This window comes from Pseudonocardia sediminis, assembly GCF_004217185.1.
GTDB classification, from domain to species: domain Bacteria; phylum Actinomycetota; class Actinomycetes; order Mycobacteriales; family Pseudonocardiaceae; genus Pseudonocardia; species Pseudonocardia sediminis.
This window is the reverse complement of the sequence record NZ_SHKL01000001.1, coordinates 750,573-773,407: the sequence shown is the minus strand read 5'-3', so window position 1 is coordinate 773,407 and position 22,835 is coordinate 750,573. Positions and strand designations below refer to the sequence as shown.

17 protein-coding genes and 1 tRNA gene are annotated in these 22,835 nt (G+C 72.9%); 6 read left to right on the top strand and 12 right to left on the bottom strand.

The window, feature by feature from the left end; genetic code table 11:
• Window positions 1–76: 76 nt before the first annotated feature.
• The 4 genes from EV383_RS03730 to EV383_RS03715 form a co-directional block, all read right to left on the bottom strand.
• Window positions 77–1,111 carry a DUF3047 domain-containing protein gene (locus tag EV383_RS03730; RefSeq protein WP_130288617.1) on the bottom strand — a complete coding sequence of 345 codons (1,035 nt, stop codon included), beginning with the start codon at window positions 1,109–1,111 and terminating at the stop codon, window positions 77–79.
• A 196-nt stretch (window positions 1,112–1,307) separates the two neighbouring features.
• Entirely contained in the window at window positions 1,308–4,790 is a 3,483-nt protein-coding gene (locus EV383_RS03725; protein ID WP_130288616.1) for a S41 family peptidase, read from the bottom strand.
• A 64-nt stretch (window positions 4,791–4,854) separates the two neighbouring features.
• On the bottom strand, window positions 4,855–8,466 hold the full coding sequence (gene mfd / locus EV383_RS03720; RefSeq protein WP_130293809.1) for a transcription-repair coupling factor: 3,612 nt from the start codon (window positions 8,464–8,466) through the stop codon (window positions 4,855–4,857).
• Between the two features lie 133 nt (window positions 8,467–8,599).
• On the bottom strand, window positions 8,600–9,445 hold the full coding sequence (locus tag EV383_RS03715; protein ID WP_165438226.1) for a siderophore-interacting protein: 846 nt from the start codon (window positions 9,443–9,445) through the stop codon (window positions 8,600–8,602).
• Between the two features lie 289 nt (window positions 9,446–9,734).
• Here EV383_RS03715 and EV383_RS03710 point away from each other — a divergent pair, with 289 nt between their 5' ends.
• Window positions 9,735–10,619, top strand: a complete 885-nt coding sequence (locus EV383_RS03710) for a hypothetical protein (RefSeq protein WP_130288614.1) — start codon at window positions 9,735–9,737, stop codon at window positions 10,617–10,619.
• A gap of 136 nt (window positions 10,620–10,755) precedes the next feature.
• On the opposite strand, the gene EV383_RS03705 is transcribed toward EV383_RS03710, so the two are convergent.
• The 5 genes from EV383_RS03705 to EV383_RS03685 all read right to left on the bottom strand — a co-directional run bounded on the left by EV383_RS03705 (window position 10,756) and on the right by EV383_RS03685 (window position 15,047).
• Window positions 10,756–11,025: a DUF2277 domain-containing protein gene (locus tag EV383_RS03705; protein ID WP_130288613.1), complete on the bottom strand. Its 270-nt coding sequence runs from the start codon at window positions 11,023–11,025 to the stop codon at window positions 10,756–10,758.
• Window positions 11,026–11,105: 80 nt separating this feature from the next.
• On the bottom strand, window positions 11,106–12,143 hold the full coding sequence (locus tag EV383_RS03700; RefSeq protein WP_130288612.1) for an NAD-dependent epimerase/dehydratase family protein: 1,038 nt from the start codon (window positions 12,141–12,143) through the stop codon (window positions 11,106–11,108).
• 28 nt (window positions 12,144–12,171) lie between these two features.
• Window positions 12,172–12,864 carry a PIG-L deacetylase family protein gene (locus tag EV383_RS03695; protein ID WP_130288611.1) on the bottom strand — a complete coding sequence of 231 codons (693 nt, stop codon included), beginning with the start codon at window positions 12,862–12,864 and terminating at the stop codon, window positions 12,172–12,174.
• Window positions 12,865–12,922: 58 nt separating this feature from the next.
• Complete coding sequence (locus tag EV383_RS03690; RefSeq protein WP_130288610.1) at window positions 12,923–13,753, bottom strand: sugar phosphate nucleotidyltransferase; 831 nt, start codon at window positions 13,751–13,753, stop codon at window positions 12,923–12,925.
• A 1-nt stretch (window position 13,754) separates the two neighbouring features.
• Window positions 13,755–15,047: a class I SAM-dependent methyltransferase gene (locus tag EV383_RS03685; RefSeq protein WP_130288609.1), complete on the bottom strand. Its 1,293-nt coding sequence runs from the start codon at window positions 15,045–15,047 to the stop codon at window positions 13,755–13,757.
• A gap of 206 nt (window positions 15,048–15,253) precedes the next feature.
• Between EV383_RS03685 and EV383_RS03680 the strand changes: the two genes are divergently transcribed.
• A tRNA-Gln gene (locus EV383_RS03680) sits at window positions 15,254–15,324 on the top strand.
• Between the two features lie 110 nt (window positions 15,325–15,434).
• Here the strand turns inward: EV383_RS03680 and EV383_RS03675 are convergent.
• Window positions 15,435–15,872: an OsmC family protein gene (locus EV383_RS03675; RefSeq protein ID WP_130288608.1), complete on the bottom strand. Its 438-nt coding sequence runs from the start codon at window positions 15,870–15,872 to the stop codon at window positions 15,435–15,437.
• A gap of 162 nt (window positions 15,873–16,034) precedes the next feature.
• Window positions 16,035–16,520 carry a L,D-transpeptidase gene (locus tag EV383_RS03670; protein ID WP_130288607.1) on the bottom strand — a complete coding sequence of 162 codons (486 nt, stop codon included), beginning with the start codon at window positions 16,518–16,520 and terminating at the stop codon, window positions 16,035–16,037.
• Between the two features lie 273 nt (window positions 16,521–16,793).
• On the opposite strand from EV383_RS03670, the gene glmU reads away from it, so the two are divergent.
• The 4 genes from glmU to pth all read left to right on the top strand — a co-directional run bounded on the left by glmU (window position 16,794) and on the right by pth (window position 20,927).
• Entirely contained in the window at window positions 16,794–18,461 is a 1,668-nt protein-coding gene (glmU, locus tag EV383_RS03665) for a bifunctional UDP-N-acetylglucosamine diphosphorylase/glucosamine-1-phosphate N-acetyltransferase GlmU (RefSeq protein WP_130288606.1), read from the top strand.
• Window positions 18,458–19,438 carry a ribose-phosphate diphosphokinase gene (locus EV383_RS03660; protein ID WP_130288605.1) on the top strand — a complete coding sequence of 327 codons (981 nt, stop codon included), beginning with the start codon at window positions 18,458–18,460 and terminating at the stop codon, window positions 19,436–19,438. The genes glmU and EV383_RS03660 overlap by 4 nt, the downstream gene beginning before the upstream one ends.
• 182 nt (window positions 19,439–19,620) lie before the next feature.
• Window positions 19,621–20,340, top strand: coding sequence for a 50S ribosomal protein L25/general stress protein Ctc (locus tag EV383_RS03655; RefSeq protein ID WP_130288604.1), 720 nt, complete (start codon window positions 19,621–19,623; stop codon window positions 20,338–20,340).
• A complete protein-coding gene (pth, locus tag EV383_RS03650; RefSeq protein WP_130288603.1) occupies window positions 20,337–20,927 on the top strand; it encodes an aminoacyl-tRNA hydrolase in 591 nt (196 codons plus the stop codon). The genes EV383_RS03655 and pth overlap by 4 nt, the downstream gene beginning before the upstream one ends.
• A gap of 55 nt (window positions 20,928–20,982) precedes the next feature.
• Here the strand turns inward: pth and EV383_RS03645 are convergent, their stop codons facing one another.
• Window positions 20,983–22,689, bottom strand: coding sequence for a fatty acyl-AMP ligase (locus tag EV383_RS03645; RefSeq protein WP_130288602.1), 1,707 nt, complete (start codon window positions 22,687–22,689; stop codon window positions 20,983–20,985).
• Window positions 22,690–22,835: the final 146 nt, after the last annotated feature.

Below are 22,835 nucleotides of genomic sequence, written 5' to 3'. Positions count from 1 at the left end.
GCCCTTCGTCGACGTCGACAGCGGCCTGACGACCGTACGGTGGGTGGGCCTCGAGGCACCAGATCCACAGGGCCGGTCAGAGCACGCGGACGCGCGTGTCCCCGTCGGTCAGGACGATGTCGGAGAACACGGCCCGCCCCGTCCCGCGTCCGAAGTGGCTGACCGCGATCAGCCAGACGCGCACGATCCGCTCCGGCGCGGGCCCCATGAACCGCTCGTGGTCGGCGTGCACGTGACGGCGTTCGCGGTGCACGACGCCGAGACCGTCGGTGCCGCTGCGCAACGGCATGTGCGTCTCGCGGTCCCGCCACCCGCGGATCGGGCAGGCGAACGTGCCGGTCACCGGCTCGCACCCGGCGCTCCAGAACCACGTGAGGTCGCGCCCGGAGTCGAACTCCACCGCGATCGAGAGGTAGTCGTGGGTGAACGTCGTGTCCTCGGCGACGGCCGACGGCAGCGCGTCCACCCGCCAGGTCCACTCGAGGACCGTGTCCGGGCCGAGCGCGACGTCGACCGGGGTGCGCAGGATGCCGGCGTCGTCGTCGCAGACGACCTCGATCGCCGGAGCACCGTCCAGCTCGGTCGCGCGGTAGATGTCGCCGGGGCCGAAGTCGAGCAGGTACTCCCACCCCTCCGGCCTCCGGATCGGATGCGCGAGCCGCTCCCGTTCGGCGGCGACCAGCGCGGGGGCGGCGTCGTCCGGACCGAGCCCCGCCAGCCCGTCGGCCGGGTCGACGCCGTCGGGCCAGCGCAGGACCGTGACCTCGAGCCCGCCGGACACCCGGGCGTACGGCGCGTCCCCGGTCGCGAGCGTCCCCGACCGGTCCGCCCACGCACCGAGGTAGACGCACAGTTCCAGCTCACCGTCGGTGTCGACGACCGCCGTGGTCGTGTCCGCGGTGCACCCGAAGATCTCGCCGCCGGGAACCCGCCCCCAGAGGTGGTACTTCGTCCCCGCGCCGACGTCGTGGCGCGGTGACCAGCGCACGAACCCGGACCCGAGCAGCGTCACCCGGTCCCCCGCGCGCACCCGCAACCCGGTCGGCGTCCACGGCGGACGGTCCCCCGGCAACGACACGTGCACCGACTCCGGACCCGCACCGTGCGTCATCCCGCCACCCTGACACCCCGGCCCCTCCCCCAGCGACACCGAACGACGCACCACGGCTGTAGATCAGCAGACCGCCGACCATCATGCGTCACTCGACGCCGTCGGCCCGACGCCCGGGGAACTCGTGAACCACGACGAGCGCAGCACGCTCGTCATGGCGCACGAGTGCCGCGCCGGACGGGTCGGGCCGGACGGGTCAGGCCGGGCGGGGCGGAAGGTCGGGGCGGCGGCGGGACGGGCGGGTGGAGACGTCCGGCGGGCGGGCCGGAGGGTTCTGCTCCAGACGTTGCAGGGCGACCTCGACGGCGCGGTCGAGCTGGGGGTCACGGCCGGCGACCCAGTCCTGTGGGGTGATCACGACCTCCTCGTCGGGGTCGACGCCGTGGTTCTCCATGCCCCAGCCGGAGTCGTCGAACCAGGTGGCGTAGCGGGGCTGGGTGACGCGCGTGCCGTCGACGAGCCCGTACCGGCCGTCGATGCCGATCACCCCGCCCCAGGTGCGGACGCCGATCACCGGACCGATCCCGAGACGCTTGATCGCGGCGGTGACGATGTCGCCGTCGGAGCCGGACAGCTCGTCGGCCAGCGCGACGACCGGGCCCCGCGGTGCGTCCTCCGGGTAGGTGCTCGGGGTGCGGTGGCGCGGCAGGTCCCAGCCGATCACGGTGCGGGCGAGCTTCTCCACGACCAGCTGCGAGGTGTGCCCGCCGCGGTTGCCGCGGACGTCGAGGATCAGCCCGTCGCGGGCGGTCTCGCGGGCCAGGTCGCGGTGCAGCTGAGCCCAGCCGGGCGCCATCATGTCCGGCACGTGCAGGTAGCCCAGCCGGCCGCCGGACCGCTCCAGCACCTCGGCGCGGCGGCCGGCGACCAGGTCCTGGTAGCGCAGCTCCTCCTCCGAGCGCAGCGGGCGGACGACGACGCGGCGCACCTCGCCCGCGTCCTCACGGCCGGGCCCGGACCGCACGGTCAGCTCGACCAGCCGCTCGGCGCGGGAGAGCAGCAGCGGCGCGGGGCCCCACGCCGGGTCGACCGGCTCGCCACCGACCTCGAGGATCACGTCCCCGGCCCGGACGTCGACGCCGGGACCGGACAGCGGGCTGCGGGCAGCCGGGGCCGACGACTCGGGCGGCAGGACACGGCGCACCCGCCAGCCACCGGACTCGGAGCCGGACCCGGGGTCGGGTTCGAGGTCGGCGCCGAGCAGGCCCGGACGGCCGGTCGCGTCACCGGTGAACCGGGTCGGCATCACGTAGGCGTGCGAGGTGCCGAGCTCGCCGTGCAGCTCCCAGAGCAGGTCCACCAGGTCGTCGTGGCTGCCCAGCTCGTCGACGAGCGGGCGGTAGCGGGCCGCCTCGGCCTCCCAGTCGACACCGGCCATGTCCTCGGTCCAGAAGTGGTCGCGCATCAGGCGCACGACCTCGTCGAACATCTGCCGCCACTCGGCGGTCGGGTCGACGGTGACGACGAGCCGCGCGGTGTCGATGTCGAACTCGTCGGAGCCGCCGTTGTCGTCCTCCGACGGCGCCGAGGGGCCCGACCGGTCGGTGCGCAGCACGCGCAGCTTGGCCCGGTCCCGGAGCACGACGCGGGTGCCGTCGCCGCTGACCGCGAACGGGCCACCGGGGTCGGCGATCGTGGTGAGCGTGCGCTTGGCCAGGTCGTAACGCTCCAGCCAGGGACGTTCGTGCTCGGCGTCGTCGTCGGCGCGGCTGTCGCCGAGCACGCCGGATGCGGGGTGGTGCAGCCAGAGCAGGCAGCCCTTTCCCGCCGTCATGCCGTGGTAGCGGCCGGCCTCCACCGGGATGCCGACGACGCGGTCGGGCAGGCCCTCGGCGTCGACGACCACCTCCGGCGGCGCCTTCTTGTCCTTCTTCCTGGGCTTCTCCTCGGCGTCGACCTCATCCGCCGCCTCCGCGTCGGCCCGCTCGGCGTCGGTCAAGGACTCCTCGCTGCGGGCCCCGTTGCGCCGCGACGGGGCGGGCGGGTCGTCCGGGCCCTCCTCCCCCGGCGTCACCGGGCGCCCGTCCGGGCTGGCCCCGAACGGCGACGGCGTGCGCGCGGCCAGCGGGACCAGGAACGGCTTCCACCCGGTCTGGAACGCCAGGTCGAACGCGTGGTGGTCGTAGCTGGGGTCGAACACCCGCCGGGACAGGAACGCCAGGTACTTGCCGTCGGAGGTGAACACCGGGTCGCTGTCGTGGAAGCGGGCCGGGGTGACCTCGACCAGCTCTCCGTCGGACACCTTGGCCAGCACGATCCGGGACAGGCCCGGCTCGGGCGGGTCGCAGAACGCGAGCCACGTGCTGTCCGGCGACCAGCTCAGGTCGGCCACCTCACCGGCCCCGCCACGTGCCAGCTCGCGCAGAGTCCCCGGCACGCGATCCCCGGGGGCCGGGGCAGCGTCGGACTCGTCGGAGGGGGCAGAAGGGCCGAGGTCGAGCAGCAGCAGCCGCCCGTCGTGCGTCGCCAGGGCGACGGCCGACCCGTCCGGTGCCGCGGTCAGCTCCAGCACCCGCCCGATCTCGCCGGCCCCGTAGCGGCGCAGCGGAGCGGCCCCCTCGGCGCGGACGTCGAGCGGGGCGACGCACACCGCGTCGGCGCCCTCGGCGTCGTCGACCCAGACGGCGCGGTCCTCGCCCAGCGGGTGCGCCATCCGGGCCCGGACGCCCGGTTCGGCGAGCAGCGTCCGCGCCGGGCCGTCGCGGTGGGTGAGCCGGTGCACGGTGCCACGGACGGTCGCGATGCTCGTGCGGCCCGCCTTGTCCGGGTACACCCCGCCCAGGTCGCGGGCGATCGTCGCCCGGAACGGCTCACGTGCCGAGCGCGGCCCGCCGAGCGTGACGTCGAGCCGTCGTGGGGACGCACCGGCGGCGAGCGAGTCGACGATCCAGAGCTGCCCGGCGGACTCGTAGACCACCCGCCGCCCGTCGGTCGAGGCGTGCCGGGCGTAGAAGGCGGGGGCCCCGTCGGAGCCGTGGTCCCCGGAACCGTGGTCACTGTGGCGGCGCAGTCCGGTGCCGTCCAGGGCCAGGGAGTAGAGGTTGCCCCAGCCCTCGTGGTCGGACAGGAACGCCAGCCGCGTCTCCCCCTCCGACGTGACGAACATCGGCCATTCGAGCTGCCCGTCGAGATCCGCGCCGATCCGCGCGAACTCGCCGGACCCGTCCGCGTCGAGCCAGATCTTCCCGGCGGTGCCTCCGCGGTAGCGCTTCCACCAGGCCGCCTCGCGCGCGCCGTGCGTCAGGATCGCGACGGCCCCGCTGCCGGCGTCGAGCGCGAGCGCGGCCAGCGGCCCGTACGGCAGCCGGCGCGGGGCGCCACCGGTGGCCGGGACCGCGTAGGCCCAGCGCCGCGTGGTCGCGTCCTCGTTGCTGGTCAGCGCCACGACCTCGCCGCCGGGGGTCCACCCGGCGCAGGCGCCCGCCGGGTCGCCCCAGTAGGTCAGCCGCCGGAGCCCGCCCCCGTCGACGTCGGCGACGTAGGTCTCGCGGGCCCCGTCCCGCCGCGACGCCCAGGCCACCCGGGTGCCGTCCGGGGAGATCCGCGGCGTGGACACGGGCACCGCGTCCGCGGTGAGCCGGTACGCCCGGCCGCCGCTCAGCGGCGCCGTCCACACGTCGTCCTCGGCCGTGAAGACCAGGGTGTCGCCGTGCAGGTGCGGGAAGCGCAGGTGGGCCATGGACCGAATTTACTTCCCGGCACCGACATTTCGTGCCGGGCGACCGGCCCGCCCCGCCGGGTGGTCAGGCCGGGGCGGCGGCAGGAGCCGGGACCAGCTGGCCGAGCAGCTCGGCACACCAGTCCAGCAGCGCCGTGTCACGGATCGCGGCACCGCCGATCCGCCCGCCCTCGACCGGCTTGGCCACCGTGACCAGGCCCGACGCCGGCTTGTAGGCCGACTTCGGGTGCAGGCGCTTGAGCCGCATCTGCGCCGAGTCCGGCAGCGTCACCGGGCCGATCCGGATCTGCGTCCCGGCCGCGGCCACCTCGGCGACCCCGAGACGACGGCACAGCTGCCGGAACCGGGCCACCGCCAGCAGGTTCAGCACCGGGGTCGGCGGCTCGCCGTAGCGGTCGGTGAGCTCCTCGACGATCGCGGTGAGCGCCTCCTCGTCGGAGGACTCGGCGATCTTGCGGTAGACCTCGAGACGCAGCCGCTCACCGTCGACGTAGTCGTGCGGCACGTGCGCGTCGACCGGCAGGTCCACCCGCACCTCGGCCAGCGGCTCCGGCTCCTCCGCGCCGTCGCCGCCGGACTGCTTGCGGAACGCGGCCACGGCCTCGCCGACGAGGCGGATGTAGAGGTCGAACCCGACGCCGGCGATGTGCCCGCTCTGCTCCGCGCCCAGGATGTTGCCCGCGCCGCGGATCTCCAGGTCCTTCATCGCCACCGCGGCACCGGAGCCGAGCTCGGAGTGCTGGGCGATCGTGGCCAGACGGTCGTGCGCGGTCTCGGTGAGCGGGTGCTCGGGCGGGAACAGGAAGTAGGCGTAGCCGCGCTCGCGGCCACGCCCGACCCGGCCCCGGAGCTGGTGGAGCTGGGACAGGCCCAGAGTGTCGCTGCGCTCGACGATCAGCGTGTTGGCGTTGGAGATGTCCAGGCCGTTCTCGACGATCGTCGTGCAGACCAGGACGTCGTACTCGTTGTGCCAGAAGCCGTTCACGGTGCGCTCGAGGACGTCCTCGTTCATCTGGCCGTGGGCGACCGCGATCCGGGCCTCGGGCACCAGCTCCTGCAGCGTCTTCGCCGCCTTGTCGATCGAGGAGACCCGGTTGTGCACGTAGAACACCTGGCCGTCGCGCAGCAGCTCGCGCCGGATCGCGGCGCCGACCTGCTTGGTGTCGTAGGCGCCGACGTAGGTCAGGGTCGGGTGCCGGTCCTCGGGCGGGGTGGTGATCGTCGACATCTCCCGGATGCCGGCCAGGCTCATCTCCAGGGTCCGCGGGATCGGCGTCGCGGACAGCGTCAGCACGTCGACGTGCGCGCGCAGCGCCGTGATGTGCTCCTTGTGCTCGACGCCGAAGCGCTGCTCCTCGTCGACGATGACCAGGCCGAGGTCCTTCCAGCGGATCCCGGTCTGCAGCAGCCGGTGCGTCCCGACGACGACGTCGACGGTCCCCTCGGTCAGCCCCTCGATCGTCTGCTTCGCCTCGCCGGGATCGGTGAACCGGCTCAACCCGCGAACCGTCACCGGGAAGGCGCGCATCCGGTCGGAGAACGTGGACAGGTGCTGGGTGGCCAGCAGCGTCGTCGGCACCAGCACGGCGACCTGCTTGCCGTCCTGCACCGCCTTGAACGCCGCCCGCACCGCGATCTCGGTCTTGCCGAACCCGACGTCGCCGGAGATCACCCGGTCCATCGGGACCGCGCGCTCCATGTCCTGCTTGACCTCGTCGATCGCCGAGATCTGGTCCGGGGTCTCGGTGAACGGGAACGCGTCCTCGAGCTCGCGCTGCCACGGGGTGTCCGCACCGAACGCGTGCCCCGGCGAGGCCTGGCGCGCGGCGTAGAGCTGCACCAGTCCGGCCGCGATGTCACGGACGGCCTTGCGCGCGCGGCCCTTGGTCTTCGACCAGTCCGCGCCGCCGAGCTTGTTCACCGTGGGCTGCTCGCCGCCGACGTAGCGGCTGATCTCGTCGAGGGCGTCGGTCGGGACGAACAACCGGTCCGCGGGCTGCCCGCGCTTGGACGAGGCGTACTCGAGCACCAGGTACTCGCGGGTGGCGCCCTGCACGGTGCGCTCGCGCATCTCGACGAACTTGCCGATGCCGTGCTGGTTGTGGACGACGAAGTCGCCGGTCTGCAGCGCGGCCAGGTCGACGGCGTTGCGACGGCGGGCGGGCATCTTCTTCGGCGCGGCGTCGAGCCCGGCGCGGCTGCCGGTCAGGTCGGCCTCGGAGAGCAGCACCAGCCCGATCTCGGTGGCGGTGAACCCGTTCAGGATCCGCCCGCACGTCACCGTCACCATGCCCTTGTCCGGCACGTCGGTCAGGTTCTCGACCAGCGTCGCCGGGACCTCGGCCTCGCGCAGCTGCTCCAGCGAGCGCGACGCGGTGCCCTGCCCGGCCAGCACCAGGACCGCCGCCCCGCCGGACGCGGTGTGCGCCCGCAGGTCGACCAGCGCGCGCTCGATGTCGCCGCGATAGGGCTCGATCTCGTGCATGCCGGGCACCAGTGCGTCGTCGGCGCCCGACAGCAGCGGGGACAGGCCGATCACCGGACGCCCGGACGCCGTGGCGTGCTCGAGCACCTCGGCCAGGCCGCGGTAGGCCGAGCCGCCGACGTCGATCGGGGCGGCGCCACCGGAGCCGGTGGCCAGCCAGGACGCCTCCAGGAACTCCTGCCCGGTGCGCACCAGGTCCGCGCAGCGGGTGCGGATCCGCTCCGGGTCGGCGAGCAGCACGCGGGTCCCGGCCGGCAGCAGGTCGGGCAGCAGGTCCATCTCCTGGCCGACCAGGACCGGGATCAACGACTCCATGCCCTCGCTGGGGATGCCCTGCGAGAGGTGGTCGAGCAGCTCCCAGAGCGGGTTGCGGTTCAGGCCGGCCTGCTCGGGCTGCGCCGCGGCCAGCGTCGCGGCGCGCTCGCGCACCGGCGCGGTGAGCAGCAGCTCCCGGCAGGCGGTGGCGACGACCTCGTCGACCGGCTCGACGGAGCGCTGGTCGGCGACGGCGAACGTGCGCAGCTCGGAGACCTCGTCGCCCCAGAACTCGACGCGCACCGGGCTCTCGGCCGTCGGCGGGAAGACGTCGAGGATGCCGCCGCGGACGGCGAACTCGCCGCGCGCGGTGACCATCTCGACCCGGGTGTAGGCGAGCTCGACGAGCCGCTCCAGCAGGGCCTCGAAGTCGTACTCGTCCCCGGCCCGCAGGCTGATCGGGGCCAGCCCGCCCAGCCCGGGTGCGATCGGCTGGATCAGGCTGCGCGCGGACGAGACGACCACCCGCGGCGCGGTCTCCGGCGTCGCGAGCCTGCGGAAGATCGTCAGACGGCGGGCGACGGTGTCCGCGCGGGGCGAGAGCCGCTCGTGCGGCAGCGTCTCCCACGACGGCAGCACCACGACCGCGTCGGTGGCCAGGCCCGAGAGCACCGGGTCGTCCTCGGTCCGGGTGACCGCGAGCAGGTCGGCGACGGCGGCCGCGAGGTCCTCGGCCTCCCGGTCGGTGGCCGTCACGGCCAGCACCGTCGAGCCGCCGTCGCCGGCCAGACCGGCGGTCAGCAGGGGGCGCAGCGCGGTCGGTCCCTCGACGCGGACCGCGGGGGTCTGCGCGGTGCGGGGGTCGGCGGCGCGGGCGGCGTCCACCGCGGCGCGGAGGCCGGAGTCGGACAGGGCGGAGGCGAGCAGGCCGGACAGGATGGCCACGACGGCGCAGACTCCTCGAGGTGGGGACGCACAGGACAGACCCCTGCCCGGGTCAGGGATCTCCGGGTGGGATGTCGGTCCTGACGATACGCCGGGCGCCGGGTGGCGCGCCCGCCGCGGCGGGTCAGATCAGACCGGCCTGCGACAGCGTCGACTCGTAGAGATCCAGTACGCGTTCCTCGTCGCCGCCACCGGCTGCCTCGGCCTCGGCCCAGGCGTGGGCGAACCGGTCGGGGGCGGCCGCGTAGCGCTCGCGGAAGCGCTCCGCGTCGCGACGCCAGTAGCCCAGCACCCCGTAGTCGACGGACCGGAGCCCGCGCTCGTGACGCAGCACCTTGCGTGCCGCGCGGGTGGCCGCGGCCTCGCCGCAGACGTAGACGTAACCCGGCCCGTCGGGGAGCTCGAGACCGCGCACGATCTCGTCGAGCGCGCTGGTGCCCGGGGCCGCGAGCACCCGGCGCACGCGGGCGCCGGGCGGCAGGGCCGGGATCTCGGCGGCCTGCGCCTGCGCCGACCCCTCGGTCAGCTCGGCGACCACCTCGGTGGCCAGGCCGTCCGGGGTCTCCTCCACGATCCGCGCGATCGCCGGGAGCACCGCGGCGTCGCCGACGAGGATCTGCCACCGGGCGTCGGCGGGACGGCGGAACCAGCTGTTGGCCCGGGAGACACCCAGCTCGTCGCCGACGGCGGCGCGGCGCGCCCAGCCGGCACCGACCCCGCCCTCGTGGCAGAGCACGTCGATCGTGGCGCGACGGGCGTCGGGCGCGACCCGGCGCAGCGTGTACCACCGGCCGTGGTCGTCGACGCCACCGCCGGGCAGCGGGAAGTGGAACACACAGGCCTCGTCGGGGACGCCCGGCAGGCCCAGCCCGGCCAGCGCGGCCCCCTCCAGCTCGGCGCGCACGAACGCGTCCGAGAGGCGGTGCACCTCGACCACCCGCACCGTCGAGCGGTCCGCCACCGTCGTCATCGCCATCCCCCGCCGCCGTCTACTGAGCCAAGCCTCAGCTAATCACGAGGCGTCGCCACCGGTCCAGGTCGGCCGATCTCCCGGCGGGGCCGGAGCGCTCGTCACGACTCGATCTTGAGTACGGTCCGGATTCGATCGGACACTCTCCGAAGTCGATCTCCGCCGATCACTACGCCGGACAGTAGTGCGCATCTACTATCGCCGTTAGTACGTCATCGCCCAAACAGCCAGGTAACGTCCCGTTCGTCGGAGGACGGTCCCGGAAAGCGCATGACGAGGGAGAATCGCGTTGATCACGGTCTATCTGAATCGGCGGGTCGGCGACGACGAGCGCCGTGAATCGCTGTTCGAGGGCAATTTCTACCTCTACACCGACGTCAACGGTGCGGACGCGCTCGCGGACCACGCGAAGGACCTGATCGGGCAGGCGTTCGAGGGTCTCGATCCCGAACGCGCGCAGTACGAGATGGACGTCGACGAGTTCATCAAGCGGGTCGAGCCGCTCAAGCGCGAGTTCACCAACGGTCAGCGCACCAAGGAGCTCTGCCAGCAGTTCGCCACCGATCTCGGGGTGGACCCGGAGCGCACCTATTTCGACATCCCGCGTCTGCGCGTCATTCCCGCCGATCAGTTCCTGACGGCCGGCGTGAGCTACAACTACAAGGCCCACCGCGATATGTGGTACGGCCACCCGCAGCAGCTCGTGAACTACTGGACCCCCGTTTTCCCGGTGGTCGGCGACAACGTCATGAGCATGTTCACCGACTACTTCGACAAGCCGGTGAAGAACGCGTCGAACCAGTACGACTACGACGAGTGGGTCTCCAAGCACCGCTCGGCCGCCGCCGCGAACACCACCTCGGACACCCGGCCGCACCCGGTGCCGCTGGAGGAGTTCGAGTCCCGCGGGGAGATCCGCATCGCCGGCGACTCGGGTGACATCTTCATGTTCTCGTCGAACCACCTGCACGCCTCGGCCCCGAACACCTCGGGCGTGACGCGGTTCTCCTACGACCTGCGCACGATCAACCTCGACGACGTCCGGGCCGACAAGGGCCCGCGCAACGTCGACAGCGGCGCCACCGGGACGACGCTGGGCGACTTCCTGCGCGTCTCCGACCTGGCCCCGCTGCAGCCGGAGGAGTTCCGCGCCGAGGTCGCCGCCACGGTCTGACCCCGACCCCGCGCACACGGGCCGTCACCCCACGGGTGGCGGCCCGTTCGGCGTCTCCGGGGTCGACGAGCGGCACTCTCGTGGCAAAGGTTGCGACGAGAGTGCCGGTCGCTCGACGGCTCGCCGGGGAGACGGGTCAGCGGGCGTAGCGCTCGGCGGAGCGGGCGCGGGCCTTGGCGGCCTCGATCTCGCGGTCCTTGGGCGGGGCGGTGGTCACCAGCTCGCCCAGCAGCTCCCGGGTGGCCTCGGTGACGGCCGCGACGGCCCGGTCGAACGCCTCGGTGTTGGCCTGCGACGGCTTCGCCGAGCCACTGATCTTGCGCACGTACTGCAGCGCCGCGGCCTGGACCTCGTCACCGGTGGCCGGCGGCTCGAAGTTGTGCAGCGTGCGGATGTTCCGGCACATCGTGGATCCCCCTTCACGAACGAACGGCACGTCCGGGCAACGCTATTGCCCGGACGTGCCGTTCGTGAAGCACGTGGTGCTCAGATGACGTGCATGGCCTCGTTCAGCTCGCCGGCCTTCTGGCGGGCGTTGAGGACGGCCAGGCGGGTGAAGCGGTTGTCGAACGCGTCGCGGGTCAGGCCGCGCGAGCGGTACTCGGTGGCGAGCTGCGCCGCGCCGTCCGGGATCGTCCACTGCGCCTCGAAGCCGATCTCCTTGCGGGCGCGGGCGAAGTCGACCCGGTAGGAGCGCGGGTCGTTGCCGGCCTCGCCGGTGATGTTGAGCTCCGAGCCCGGGACGGCCTCGACGACGGCCGCGGCGATCTCGGCCACGGTCCGGTTGTTGCGCTCGGTGCCCACGTTGTAGGCCCGCGCGCTGACCACGTCGGCCGGAGCCTTCAGCGCGGCGACGACGGCGCCGGCGATGTCCTCGGCGTGCGCCAGCGGACGCCACGGCGTGCCGTCGGAGAGCACCTTGACCTCGTTCGACAGGACCGCGTGCCCGACCAGGTTGTTCAGCACGATGTCCGCGCGCAGCCGCGGCGAGAAGCCGAACGCGGTCGCGTTGCGCATCGAGACCGGGGTGAACCCGGAGTCGGCCAGCTCGGCCAGGTCGTCCTCGACGCGGACCTTCGAGATCGCGTAGGGGGTGACCGGCTTGAGCGGGGCGTCCTCGTCGACGAGGTCGTCGCCGGACTGCGCACCGTAGACCGAGCACGTGGAGGCGTAGACGAACCGGGAGACGCCGGCGTCCTTGGCCAGGCGGGCCAGGCGCGTCGACGCGTGGTGGTTGATGTCGTAGGTGATCTCCGGCGCCAGCGAGCCCAGCGGGTCGTTGGACAGCGCGGCCATGTGCACGACGGCGTCGTACCCGGCCAGCTGCTCGACGGTCACGTCACGAAGGTCCACGCCCCGGCCGTCGACCTCGACACCGGGAACGTCCGGGTGGTCCAGCGAGCCGAGCACGCAGGAGGCGAACAGCCCGCTGTCCAGCCCGGTCACGTCGTGGCCGGCGGTGGCGAGGATCGGCGCCATCACCGTGCCCAGGTAGCCCTGATGTCCGGTGAGCAGTACTCGCATCGTGGAGGTCCTTCCGTGAGTGGAGGTCTTACAGGACGGGTTCGGTACCCAGGCCGCCGGGATCGCCGCCGGTCAGGGGCGCCACCCCGAGGGTCATCTTGGCGATGTGGAAGGCCTCGGCGTAGCGCGCGTGGCACTGCACGCCGCGTACCCGGGCCAGGCCGCGGAACGTCTCGTCGTCGAACCAGGTGCGGTCGCGCTGCGAGCCGTAGTGCTCGTTCAGCTTCGCGATCTTCTCCCGCAGCACCGGCTCGGCCAGCGGCATGTAGGCCGACGGCTGGGCGAGGTCGCCCTCCCACTTGAGGATCTCGTAGCCGAGCGTCAGGTGGTCCCGGTAGGCCGTCGGGATCATCTGGGCGAGCGTGCGGTGGTCCTGGTGCGCGTCGTGCGGCGACGGGCCGATCACCAGGTCCGGCTCACCGCGCTGGCGCAGGTCCTCCAGGGCGTGCTTGGCCCGCTCCCAGTGCAGCGGCACCCGCCCGTCGGGCAGGTCCATCACGATCACGTCGAGCTTCGCCCCGGGGCAGAACGCGGCCAGTGCGGCACGCTCCTCCTCCTCGCGCAGCGACCCGGCACCGGTCAGCACCAGCGCCGTCACCGACACCCCGGGGTGCGAGCGGCACAGCTCCAGGAGCGTGCCGCCGGCCCCGATCGGGATGTCGTCGCAGTGCGCGCCGAACAGCAGCATCCGGTCCAGCCGCTCGGGCAGCAGGCTCAGCATGGTTCTCGTGTTCCCCCCACGTAGGCGTGCACTCCCCCGGCCGCCCGCGACGTCGCGGTCAGCGCGACGGCTGGTCGCGCTGCATCTCCGCGATCGCGGCCTGCAGCGGGTCCCGGTCGGGCTCCTCCCACAGCATCCACGGACGGGTGCCGCCCTGGTAGGCCGCCTCCAGCGCGTTGCGCTCCTTGATCGTGTCGGCCGGCTGCCAGAATCCGCGGTGCTGGTAGGCCGACATCCGGCCCTTGCGGGCCAGCGGGGCGCACGCGTCGCCGATCAGGTCGCAGTTCGGCTCGAGGTGGTCGAAGATCTCCGGCCGGAACATCAGGTATCCGCCGTTCTCCAGCAGCGGCATCTCCTGCAGCGTGGTGATCGACTCCAGACGGCCGTCGGAGCTCACATCGACGCAGTGGAACGCCGACTGCGGCGGCACCGCCATCAGCTGGCCGACCGCGTCGGTGCCCGCGAACTGGGCGACCATCTTGTCCAGCGGGGCGTCGGTCAGGACGTCGGCGTAGTTCGCGTGGAACATCTCGTCGTCCTTGACCAGTGCCTTCACCCGGCGCAGGCGCTCACCGATCGGCGACTCGAGGCCGGTGTGGACGAACGTGATGTTCCAGTCCTGGATGTCGCCGCCGAGCAGCGTAACCTCGCCCTGGTTGAGGGTGAAGTCGTTGGACTCGGTCTCGTCGTAGTTCAGGAAGTAGTTCTTGATGTGGTGGGCGCCGTAGCCCAGGCACAGCACGAAGTCGCGGTGGCCGAAGTGCGCGTAGTAGCGCATCACGTGCCAGATCAGCGGGCGCGGGCCCACCGGGTGCATCGGCTTCGGCAGGTCGGACGTGCCGTCGCGCATCCGCATGCCGTAGCCGCCGCAGAACAGGACGACCTTCACGTCAGACCACCTCGAGTGACGGGATCGGGAACACCAGCTTGCCGCCCCAGTCGCGCACGTAGGAGAGCTGCTCGGTGAGCTCGGTGCGCAGGTTCCAGGGCAGGATCAGCACGTAGTCCGGCTTGTCCGCGGCGATCCGATCGGGCTCGTGGATCGGGATCCGCGTGCCCGGGGTCAGCCGGCCGTGCTTGTACGGGTTGCGGTCCACCGTGTACTCGAGCAGGTCCGGGCGGATGCCGCAGTAGTTCAGGAGCGTGTTGCCCTTGCCGGGGGCGCCGTAGCCGACGACCCGCTTGCCCTGCCGGCGCGCCTCGATCAGGAACGACATCAGGTCGTCGCGGATCGTGGAGACGGCCTCGGCGAAGCCGTCGTGGCCCTCGGGGGTGTCCAGCCCGGCCGCGGACTCGGCCGCGAGCACCTCGGCGACCTTCGCGGACGGCTCGCCCGCGATCTCGCTCGGGCGCGCCCACATCCGGATCGAGCCGCCGTGGGTGTCGAGCAGCTCCACGTCGACGAGGGTCAGCCCGCCCGAGGCGAGCGCCCGCTGGCCGGTCAGCAGTGTGTAGTACTGGAAGTGCTCGTGGTAGATCGTGTCGAACTGGCTGCGCTCGACGAGCGTGAGCAGGTGCTGGATCTCGATCGAGACCCAGCCGTCGTCGGCGACCATCGCCCGCAGGCCCTGGGTGAACCCCACGACGTCCGGGATGTGGGCGTAGACGTTGTTCAGGCAGACCAGGTTCGCCGGCCCGTGCTCGGCGCGGACCTTCTCGCCGGTCTCCGGGGACAGGAACGCGGTGAGCGTCGGGACGCCCTTCTCCCGCGCGGCCTCACCGACGTTGACGCTCGGCTCCACACCCAGGCAGCGGATGTCGCGCTCCACGACGTGCTGGAGCAGGTAGCCGTCGTTGCTCGCGACCTCGACGACGAACGAGTCCGGCCCGAGGCCCGCCCGCTCGACGGCGCCGTCGACGAAGCGCTTCGCGTGCTCGACCCACGACGTGGAGAACGACGAGAAGTAGGCGTACTCCTCGAACGTGTCCTCCGGCGTGATCAGGGCCGGGAGCTGCGCGAGCAGACACGCGTTGCAGACGCGCACGTGCAGCGGGAACGTGTCCTCGCGCTGCTCGGCGGTCTCGGCCGTGAGGAACAGCTCGCACGGAGGCGTCGCGCCCAGGTCGAGGAAGCTGCGCAGATCCGTCGACCCGCAGAGCCTGCAGGTCAGCGTTTGCGAGCCGGCCTCGGTGGAGGGCGTCCCGGCGGGGTCGGTGGTCGTCGAGCTCCCGGCCGCGGTCATGACGACCTCACGTTCCCGACGGCGCACGAGGGTTCCGAGATGAACACGGCACGCAGTCTGTCAAGACGACACACCCGGCCGGCCGCCGGGGGTCGGGGTCGCCCGTTCGAGCTACGGACGGTGCGTTGACCGGCACTTACCGTCCTCCGCGACGCGCGGCGTCCCGGTCGACCCGCCGTTCGCGAGCGTGCCAGGATGAAGGCCTGTCCGCCGTGGTGTAAGGGCAGCACCTCTGATTTTGGTTCAGATGGTCCAGGTTCGAATCCTGGCGGCGGAGCACGGGCCTGCCGTCGCCCGGCACCGCCTCTCCGCCTCCGCACACGACGCCGCACACGACGACGCCGCACCGACAGGGTCGGCGCGGCGTCGTGTCGATCGGAGGACCGATCAGTCGAGTGCGGCGTCCAGCGTGATCTCGACGCCGGTAAGGGCCTTGCTGACCGGGCAGCCGGCCTTGGCGGCCTGCGCGGCCTTCTCGAAGCCGGCGGCGTCGAGGCCGGACACCTCGCCGCGGACCTTCAGCGCGATGCCGGTGAGCTTGAAGCCACCGTTCTGGTCCGGCCCGAGCGAGACGTCGGCGGAGACCTCGAGGGACTCCGGGGTGCCGCCGGCCTCGGCGATGTCGGCCGAGAGCTGCATCGCGAAGCAGGCCGAGTGGGCCGCGGCGATGAGCTCCTCCGGGCTGGTGCTGCCACCGGCCTCATCGGCGGCACGCTTGGGGAAGCTGACCTCGTAGGTGCCGGCCTTGCTGCTGCTCAGCTCGACCTGGCCGGAGCCGTCCTGGAGCGTTCCGTTCCAGGCGGTGCGAGCGGTGCGGGTGGGCATGGGTCCTCCTGTGTTCTCGGAGTCCGGCGCCGGCGACGCCGGGTACGTCCACCCGTGGTCAACCCGTTCGGCCCCGCCGGTAGTCGACCCGGCAACGGTCGTGCGACGAGCGGGTCGGGCGACGCGACGAGCGGGCCCGACCCCGTGACCCGGTACGAGGGCTCAGCCTCGGATCTCTACGCGGCTGCCCACCTGCAGTGTCTCGTAGAACGTCTTCGCCGGCCCGGCCTCCAGGCGCACGCACCCGGCCGACGGGGTGTGCACGTTGCCCTCGTGGAACGCGATCCCGCCCTGGGCGAAGAACACCGCCCACGGCATCGGGGCGTTGTTGAACTCGGCGCTGCGGTGGTCCTGGTGCTTCCATTCGACGGTGAAGTCACCGGGCGGGGTCTCGTGCCCGGGACCGCCGGTCGAGGCGGGCAGCGGACCCAGCGAGACCTTGCCGTCGGTGATCAGCCAGGCCTTCTTCGCAGCCCGGTCCACACAGGCCCGCGCCTCCGCGGTGCACGGCGTGCCCGCGACCCCCGGGGCCGACGACGCCGGGGCCGGCTTCGCCGACGCCACCCCCGTCACGACCAGACCCGACACCGCGACCAGCGCACCGACCACGATCGCCCGGGACCAGCGCCCCGTGAGATTCCCGAACATCCGACTCCTTCGTGCCCCGACCGCCGGCTCGCCGACCGATCCGGCGACCGAACAGTGAAACGAGCCGGTGACGTCGGCGGTTACTACCCGAATGCCCGACCCCGATGATCACTCGTACGGCCGAACGGACGATCACGGTCCGTCCGCACGGCCGTCCCGTCCGGCGCGCCCGGGGACCCGTCGCGGGCCCCCCGTAGGATTCGGCGCGGCCCGGCAGACGAGAACCGAGGACACGACGTCGCAGTGACACGAGCGGGACAGGCAGGAGTCGACATGCCCGACGGCCACGAGCGCACGGGGGCGACCGCGGGGAACGACCCCGCACACGACGACCCCGCGCGGAACGACGCAGCCTCCTCCCCACCGGCCGGGCACGCACCCGCGGCCGCGATCGTGCTGGCCGCCGGTGCCGGGTCCCGGATGCGGTCGGCCGTGCCGAAGGTCCTGCACACGATGGGCGGCCGGAGCCTGCTCGGCCACGCCGTGCACGCGGTGGCCGGGCTCGACGCGCAGCACCTGGTCGTCGTCGTCGGTCACGAGCGCGAGCAGGTCCGTGCCGCGCTGGCCGTGACCGCCGACGAGCTCGGCCACGAGGTGCTCACCGCCGTGCAGGAGCAGCGCCTCGGCACCGGTGATGCGGTGCGGTGCGGGACGACCTCGCTACCCGCGGACCTGCGGGGCACCGTGCTGGTCACCTACGGCGACGTGCCGCTGCTCGACACCTCCACCCTGGCCGCGCTGGTCGAGGTGCACGAGTCGTCGTCGGCCGCGGTCACCCTCGTCACCACCGACCTCGCCGACCCGAACGGCTACGGCCGCATCCTGCGCGACGCCGACAGCGGCGTGCGCGGCATCGTCGAGCACCGCGACGCCACCCCCGATCAGCGCGCCATCACCGAGATCAACTCCGGTGTGTACGCCTTCGACGCCGAGTTCCTCACCGCCGGGCTGGCCGGCCTGAGCGCGCACAACGAGCAGCAGGAGCTCTACCTCACCGACCTGGTGGCCGCCGCCGTCGACGCCGGACGGGTGGTGCGCACCGTGCGCTGCACCGACGAGTGGCTGCTGCGCGGCGTCAACGACCGCGTCCAGCTCGCCGAGGTGCGCGCGGAGCTGAACCGCCGCGTCCTCGAGCGCGCGATGCTGGCCGGCGCGACCGTCGTCGACCCCGGGACGACCTGGGTGGACGTCCAGGTCTCCCTCGGCGTCGACGTCGTCCTGCACCCGGGCACGCAGCTGCACGGCGCCACGACCGTCGGCGACGGCGCGGAGATCGGCCCGGACACCACGCTGACCGACTGCGAGATCGGCGCCGGAGCGGTCGTCGTCCGCACGCACGGCTCCCGCTCGGTGATCGGCGCGGGCGCGTCCGTCGGCCCGTTCGCCTACCTGCGCCCGGACGCCCGCCTCGGCGACAAGGGCAAGATCGGCACGTTCGTCGAGGTCAAGAACTCCGACATCGGCGCCGGCACGAAGGTGCCGCACCTGACCTACGTCGGCGACGCGACGATCGGCGAGATGAGCAACATCGGTGCCGCGTCGGTGTTCGTCAACTACGACGGCGTGCGCAAGCAGCGCACGGTCGTCGGATCGCACGTGCGGACCGGCTCGGACACGATGTTCATCGCCCCGGTCCGGGTCGGCGACGGCGCCTACACCGGCGCCGGGACCGTGCTGCGCGACGACGTCCCGCCCGGTGCCCTCGCCGTCTCCGGCGGCCCGCAGCGCACGATCGAGGACTGGGTCGTCCGCAAGCGACCCGGGACGGCCGCGGCCGACGCCGCAGCGCGGGCGTCCACCGAGGACCCCGCCCAGTTCACACCCGCGCAGAACGGCGCGGGTGCAGTTCCGACCACCGGCAACGGGGCCGAGCCGCACGGACATCCCGTGCACGGCGCGGAGACCGCCGGCGACACCCGCCGAGGAGGCACGACACGGTGAGCGCGATCTCAGCCACGCCGACGAAGAACATGATGCTGTTCTCCGGCCGAGCCCATCTGGAGCTGGCCGAGCACGTGGCCAAGGAGCTCGACGTCACCGTCACGCCGCAGTCGGCGTACTCCTTCGCCAACGGCGAGATCTTCGTCCGCTTCGAGGAGTCCGTGCGCGGCAGCGACGCGTTCGTCCTGCAGTCGCACTCGGCGCCGATCAACGACGCGCTGATGGAGCACCTGATCATGGTCGACGCGCTCAAGCGCGGCTCGGCCAAGCGGATCACCGTCGTCATGCCGTTCTGGGGCTACGCCCGCCAGGACAAGAAGCACCGCGGCCGCGAGCCCATCTCCGCGCGCCTGATCGCGGACATGTTCAAGGTCGCCGGCGCGGACCGGATCCTCACCGTGGACCTGCACACCGCGCAGATCCAGGGCTTCTTCGACGGCCCGGTGGACCACCTGTTCGCGCTGCCGGTGCTCGCCGACTACATCAAGTCGACCCGGCCGGACACGAACTTCGCGGTCGTCTCCCCCGACTCCGGGCGCGTGCGCCTGGCCGAGCGCTGGTCGGAGACCCTCGGCGGGACCCCGCTGGCGTTCATCCACAAGACGCGTGACCCGCGCAAGCCGAACGAGGCCGTGGCGAACCGGGTCGTCGGCGACATCGAGGGCCGCACCTGTGTCGTGATCGACGACATGATCGACACCGGTGGCACGGTGGCGAAGGCCGTCGAGGTGCTGCAGAAGGAGGGCGCGGCCAGCGTGATCATCGCGGCCACGCACGGCGTGCTCTCCGGCCCGGCGCCGGAGCGGCTGGCCAACTGCGGCGCCGACGAGGTGATCTTCACCGACACGCTCCCGATCCCGCACGAGAAGCGCTTCGCGAACATGACGGTGCTGCCGATCGCGCCGCTGCTCGCCGAGGCCATCCACCAGGTGTTCGAGGACGGATCGGTCACCAGCCTGTTCGACGGCAACGCGTAACCGGGGCGGACACCACCCGCGACCGGCCGTCCGGGTGGTGCCGCGTACTCTGGTCGTCACTTCCGCGGCGAGGGCGGGTGCAACGCGGACCCGCCGTGATCGACGTGGGCCGACCCCGGTCGGCTCCTCGTCTCGCTGCGCGTTCGTCGCAGACTTCCAAGAACGACTGAGGAGCAGTTCCCGTGGCCCAGACCCGTATCGCAGCCGAGACCCGGACCGAGTTCGGCAAGGGCGCCGCACGTCGCACCCGCCGCGCGGGCAAGATCCCCGCCGTCCTCTACGGGCACGGCACCGACCCGCAGCACCTCTCGCTGCCGTCGCTGGAGTTCGCCGCCGTCGTCCGCGACCAGGGCCGTAACGCCGTGCTCGAGCTCGACGTACCGGGCGTGTCCGGCCCGGCCCAGCTGGCGCTGACCAAGACCGTGGTCGTGCACCCGCTGCGCCCCTACATCGAGCACGTCGACCTGCTGGTCATCAAGCGGGGCGAGAAGGTCGAGGTCGAGCTCGACGTCGTCGTCACCGGTGACGCCGAGCCGGGCTCGCTGATCAGCCAGGACCTCAACACCGTCCTGGTCGAGGCCGACGTCCTCAACATCCCGGAGAACATCGAGGTCTCCGTGGAGGGCGCCGAGATCGGCACCCAGTACCTGGCCGGCGAGCTGCGCCTGCCCAACGGCGTCGAGCTGCGCACCGACGCCGAGTACCTGGTCCTGCAGGTCATCCCGGCGCCGACCGAGGAAGAGCTCGAGGCCGAGATCGACACCGAGGGTGCCGGCGTCGTCGAGGACCCGTCCGACGAGGAGGAGGCCGCCGAGGCGGCCGAGGCCGCGGAGGGCGAGTCCTCCGACGCGTCGTCCGACGCCTCCGACTCGGACGGCGAGTCCGGCTCCGACGACAAGTGAGTCCGGTGCCGGGCCCCGCTCTGGTGGTCGGGCTCGGCAACCCGGGCCCCGAGTACGCCGAGACCCGGCACAACGTCGGCTTCCTCGTCGCCGAACTCCTGGCGACGAGGGCCGGCGCCCGGTTCACCTCGCACAAGCGCTCGAACTCCGACGTCGCACAGGGACGCCTGGTCGGCCGCCCGGTGACACTGGCCAAGCCGCGGACGTACATGAACGTCTCCGGCGGGCCGGTGGCCGGGCTGGTCAACTACTTCTCGGTGCCCGCGGAGGAGGTCGTCGTCGTGCACGACGACCTCGACCTCGGGTTCGGCGTGATCCGGCTCAAGCGCGGTGGCGGTGAGGGCGGGCACAACGGCCTGCGCTCGATCAGCCGCTCGCTCGGGACGAAGGACTACCTGCGGGTCCGGTTCGGCATCGGCCGTCCGCCGGGCCGGCAGGACCCCGCCGACTTCGTGCTCAAGCGCTTCGCCGGGGCCGAGCGCAAGGAGCTGGAGTTCGCGGTCGACCTGGCCGCGGACGCCGCCGAGGCTCTGCTGTCCGACGGCCTCGAACCGGCCCAGAACCGGTTCCACGCCCTCTCGGACTGACGCCCCCGTGCGCGGATATCGCTGCTCCGGCAGCGATATCCGCGCACGACCTCGTTCAGGGGGTGGCGAGCAGGTCGCCGGTGGCGGCGCGGCGGAGCTTGCCCGACGGCGTCTTCGGCAGGCTCCCCGGCGCGAGGACCGCGACTTCGGCGGGGCGCACCCCCACCGCGGACACCACCCGGCGCACGACGTCGGCGCGGATCGTGATGACGGCGTCGGCGTCGTCGGCCGCCTTGGCCTCGACGGCGACGGCGAACGACTCGCGGTGCCGGTCCGGGCCCGCGGCCAGACGCACGGCGACGACGTTGCCGGCCCGCACCCCGTCGGCCTCGCCTGCGGCGCGCTCGATGTCGGTCGGGTAGATGTTGCGCCCGCCCATGATGATCACGTCCTTGCGACGGCCGCAGACGACGACCGCGCCGGCCTCGGTCAGGTAGCCCTCGTCGCCGGTGTCGAACCAGCCGTCGGCGTCGCGGGTGGCGACCGGCCCCTCGACGGTCAGGTAGCCGGGCGTCACCGACTCTCCGCGCAGCTGCAGCACCCCGACCTCGCGGGTCCCGCGCACCGCACCCTCGCCGTCGACGACCCGGACCTCGATCCCGGGCAGCGGCGGCCCGAGCTCGGGGAACGCCCGCGACGGGCCGTCGGTCGCGGGGGCGGCGCTGCGGTGCAGCTCCAGGGCCTCGGCGTCGACGACGTCGGTGCTCAGCCCCGTCTCCACCGGCGCGAACGACACACCGAGCGCGGTCTCGGCCATCCCGTAGGCGCACAGCACCGACTCCGGGCGCAGCCCGAACCGGGCACCGGCGTCGGTGAAGGTGGCGACGGCGAGCGGGTCGATCGGCTCGGCGCCGTTGAGCGCGATCCGCAGCGACGACAGGTCCAGCGCACCGTCGTCGACGCGGGCGAGCTGGCGGGCCAGCACGGCGTAGGCGAAGTTCGGGGCGGCGGTGACGGTCGCGGCGTACTTCGAGATCAGCTCGGCCCACAGCCGCGGGCGGCCGAGGAACTCGGTCGGGGTCACCGAGACCAGGTCCAGGCCGACCGTCATCGGGATGGTCAAGAAGCCGACCATCCCCATGTCGTGGAAGAGCGGCAGCCAGGACACCATCCGGTCGCGCTCGATGTCGAGGCGGGCGGCGGTGACCATCCCGGAGATGTTGGCGTGCAGGTTGCCGTGCGTGATCCGGACGGCCTTGGGCGTCGCGGTGGACCCGCTGGTCAGCTGCAGCAGCGCGGTGTCGTCCTCGCCGGCGACATCCGCGTCGGGGGTGAACGCGTCCGGGTCGCCGTCGAGGGAGTCGATCGTGCGGAACGCGATGCCCTGCTCGGTCAGGACCGGCGCGAGCGCGTCGAACGGCGGTCCGAGCAGCACCATCCGCGCGCCGATCATGCGCAGGACCTCGATCGTGTCCGCCGCCCAGACGGCCAGGTCGGTGCGCGGGGTCGGCTGGTGCAGCATCGTGACGCTGCCGCCGCAGAGCCAGACGGCCTGGGCGACCGGCGCGATCGCGGCCGGCTCCCCCGCCAGCACGCCGACCGCGCCACCGGGCTCCAGGCCCTCGACGCCGTCGCCGCCCCGGCGCAGCGCGTCCGCTCGTCCGCGGGCGACGCGGTGGATCTCCGGCCAGGAACGGTGCACCGGGTCGTGCGGCTCCCCGGTGGTCATGCCCCGCAGGTCCTCCCCCGGACCGTCGCCGTGGGCGGGGGCAGGGCCGGACCCGGCCGCGGACTCCAGCATCATCGCCAGGAAGCGGGACATACCCGGCAGCCTAGCGACGCGAACCCTCCTCCCGCCGTGAAGCGGGCGCGACGTCGCCGCGATCGCCCGCCACGCCCGCCTCGCAGCCGTTCCGGTGTCCTCGCACGCGGAACATCGCGTGCGAGGACACGGGTCCGCGTGCGAGC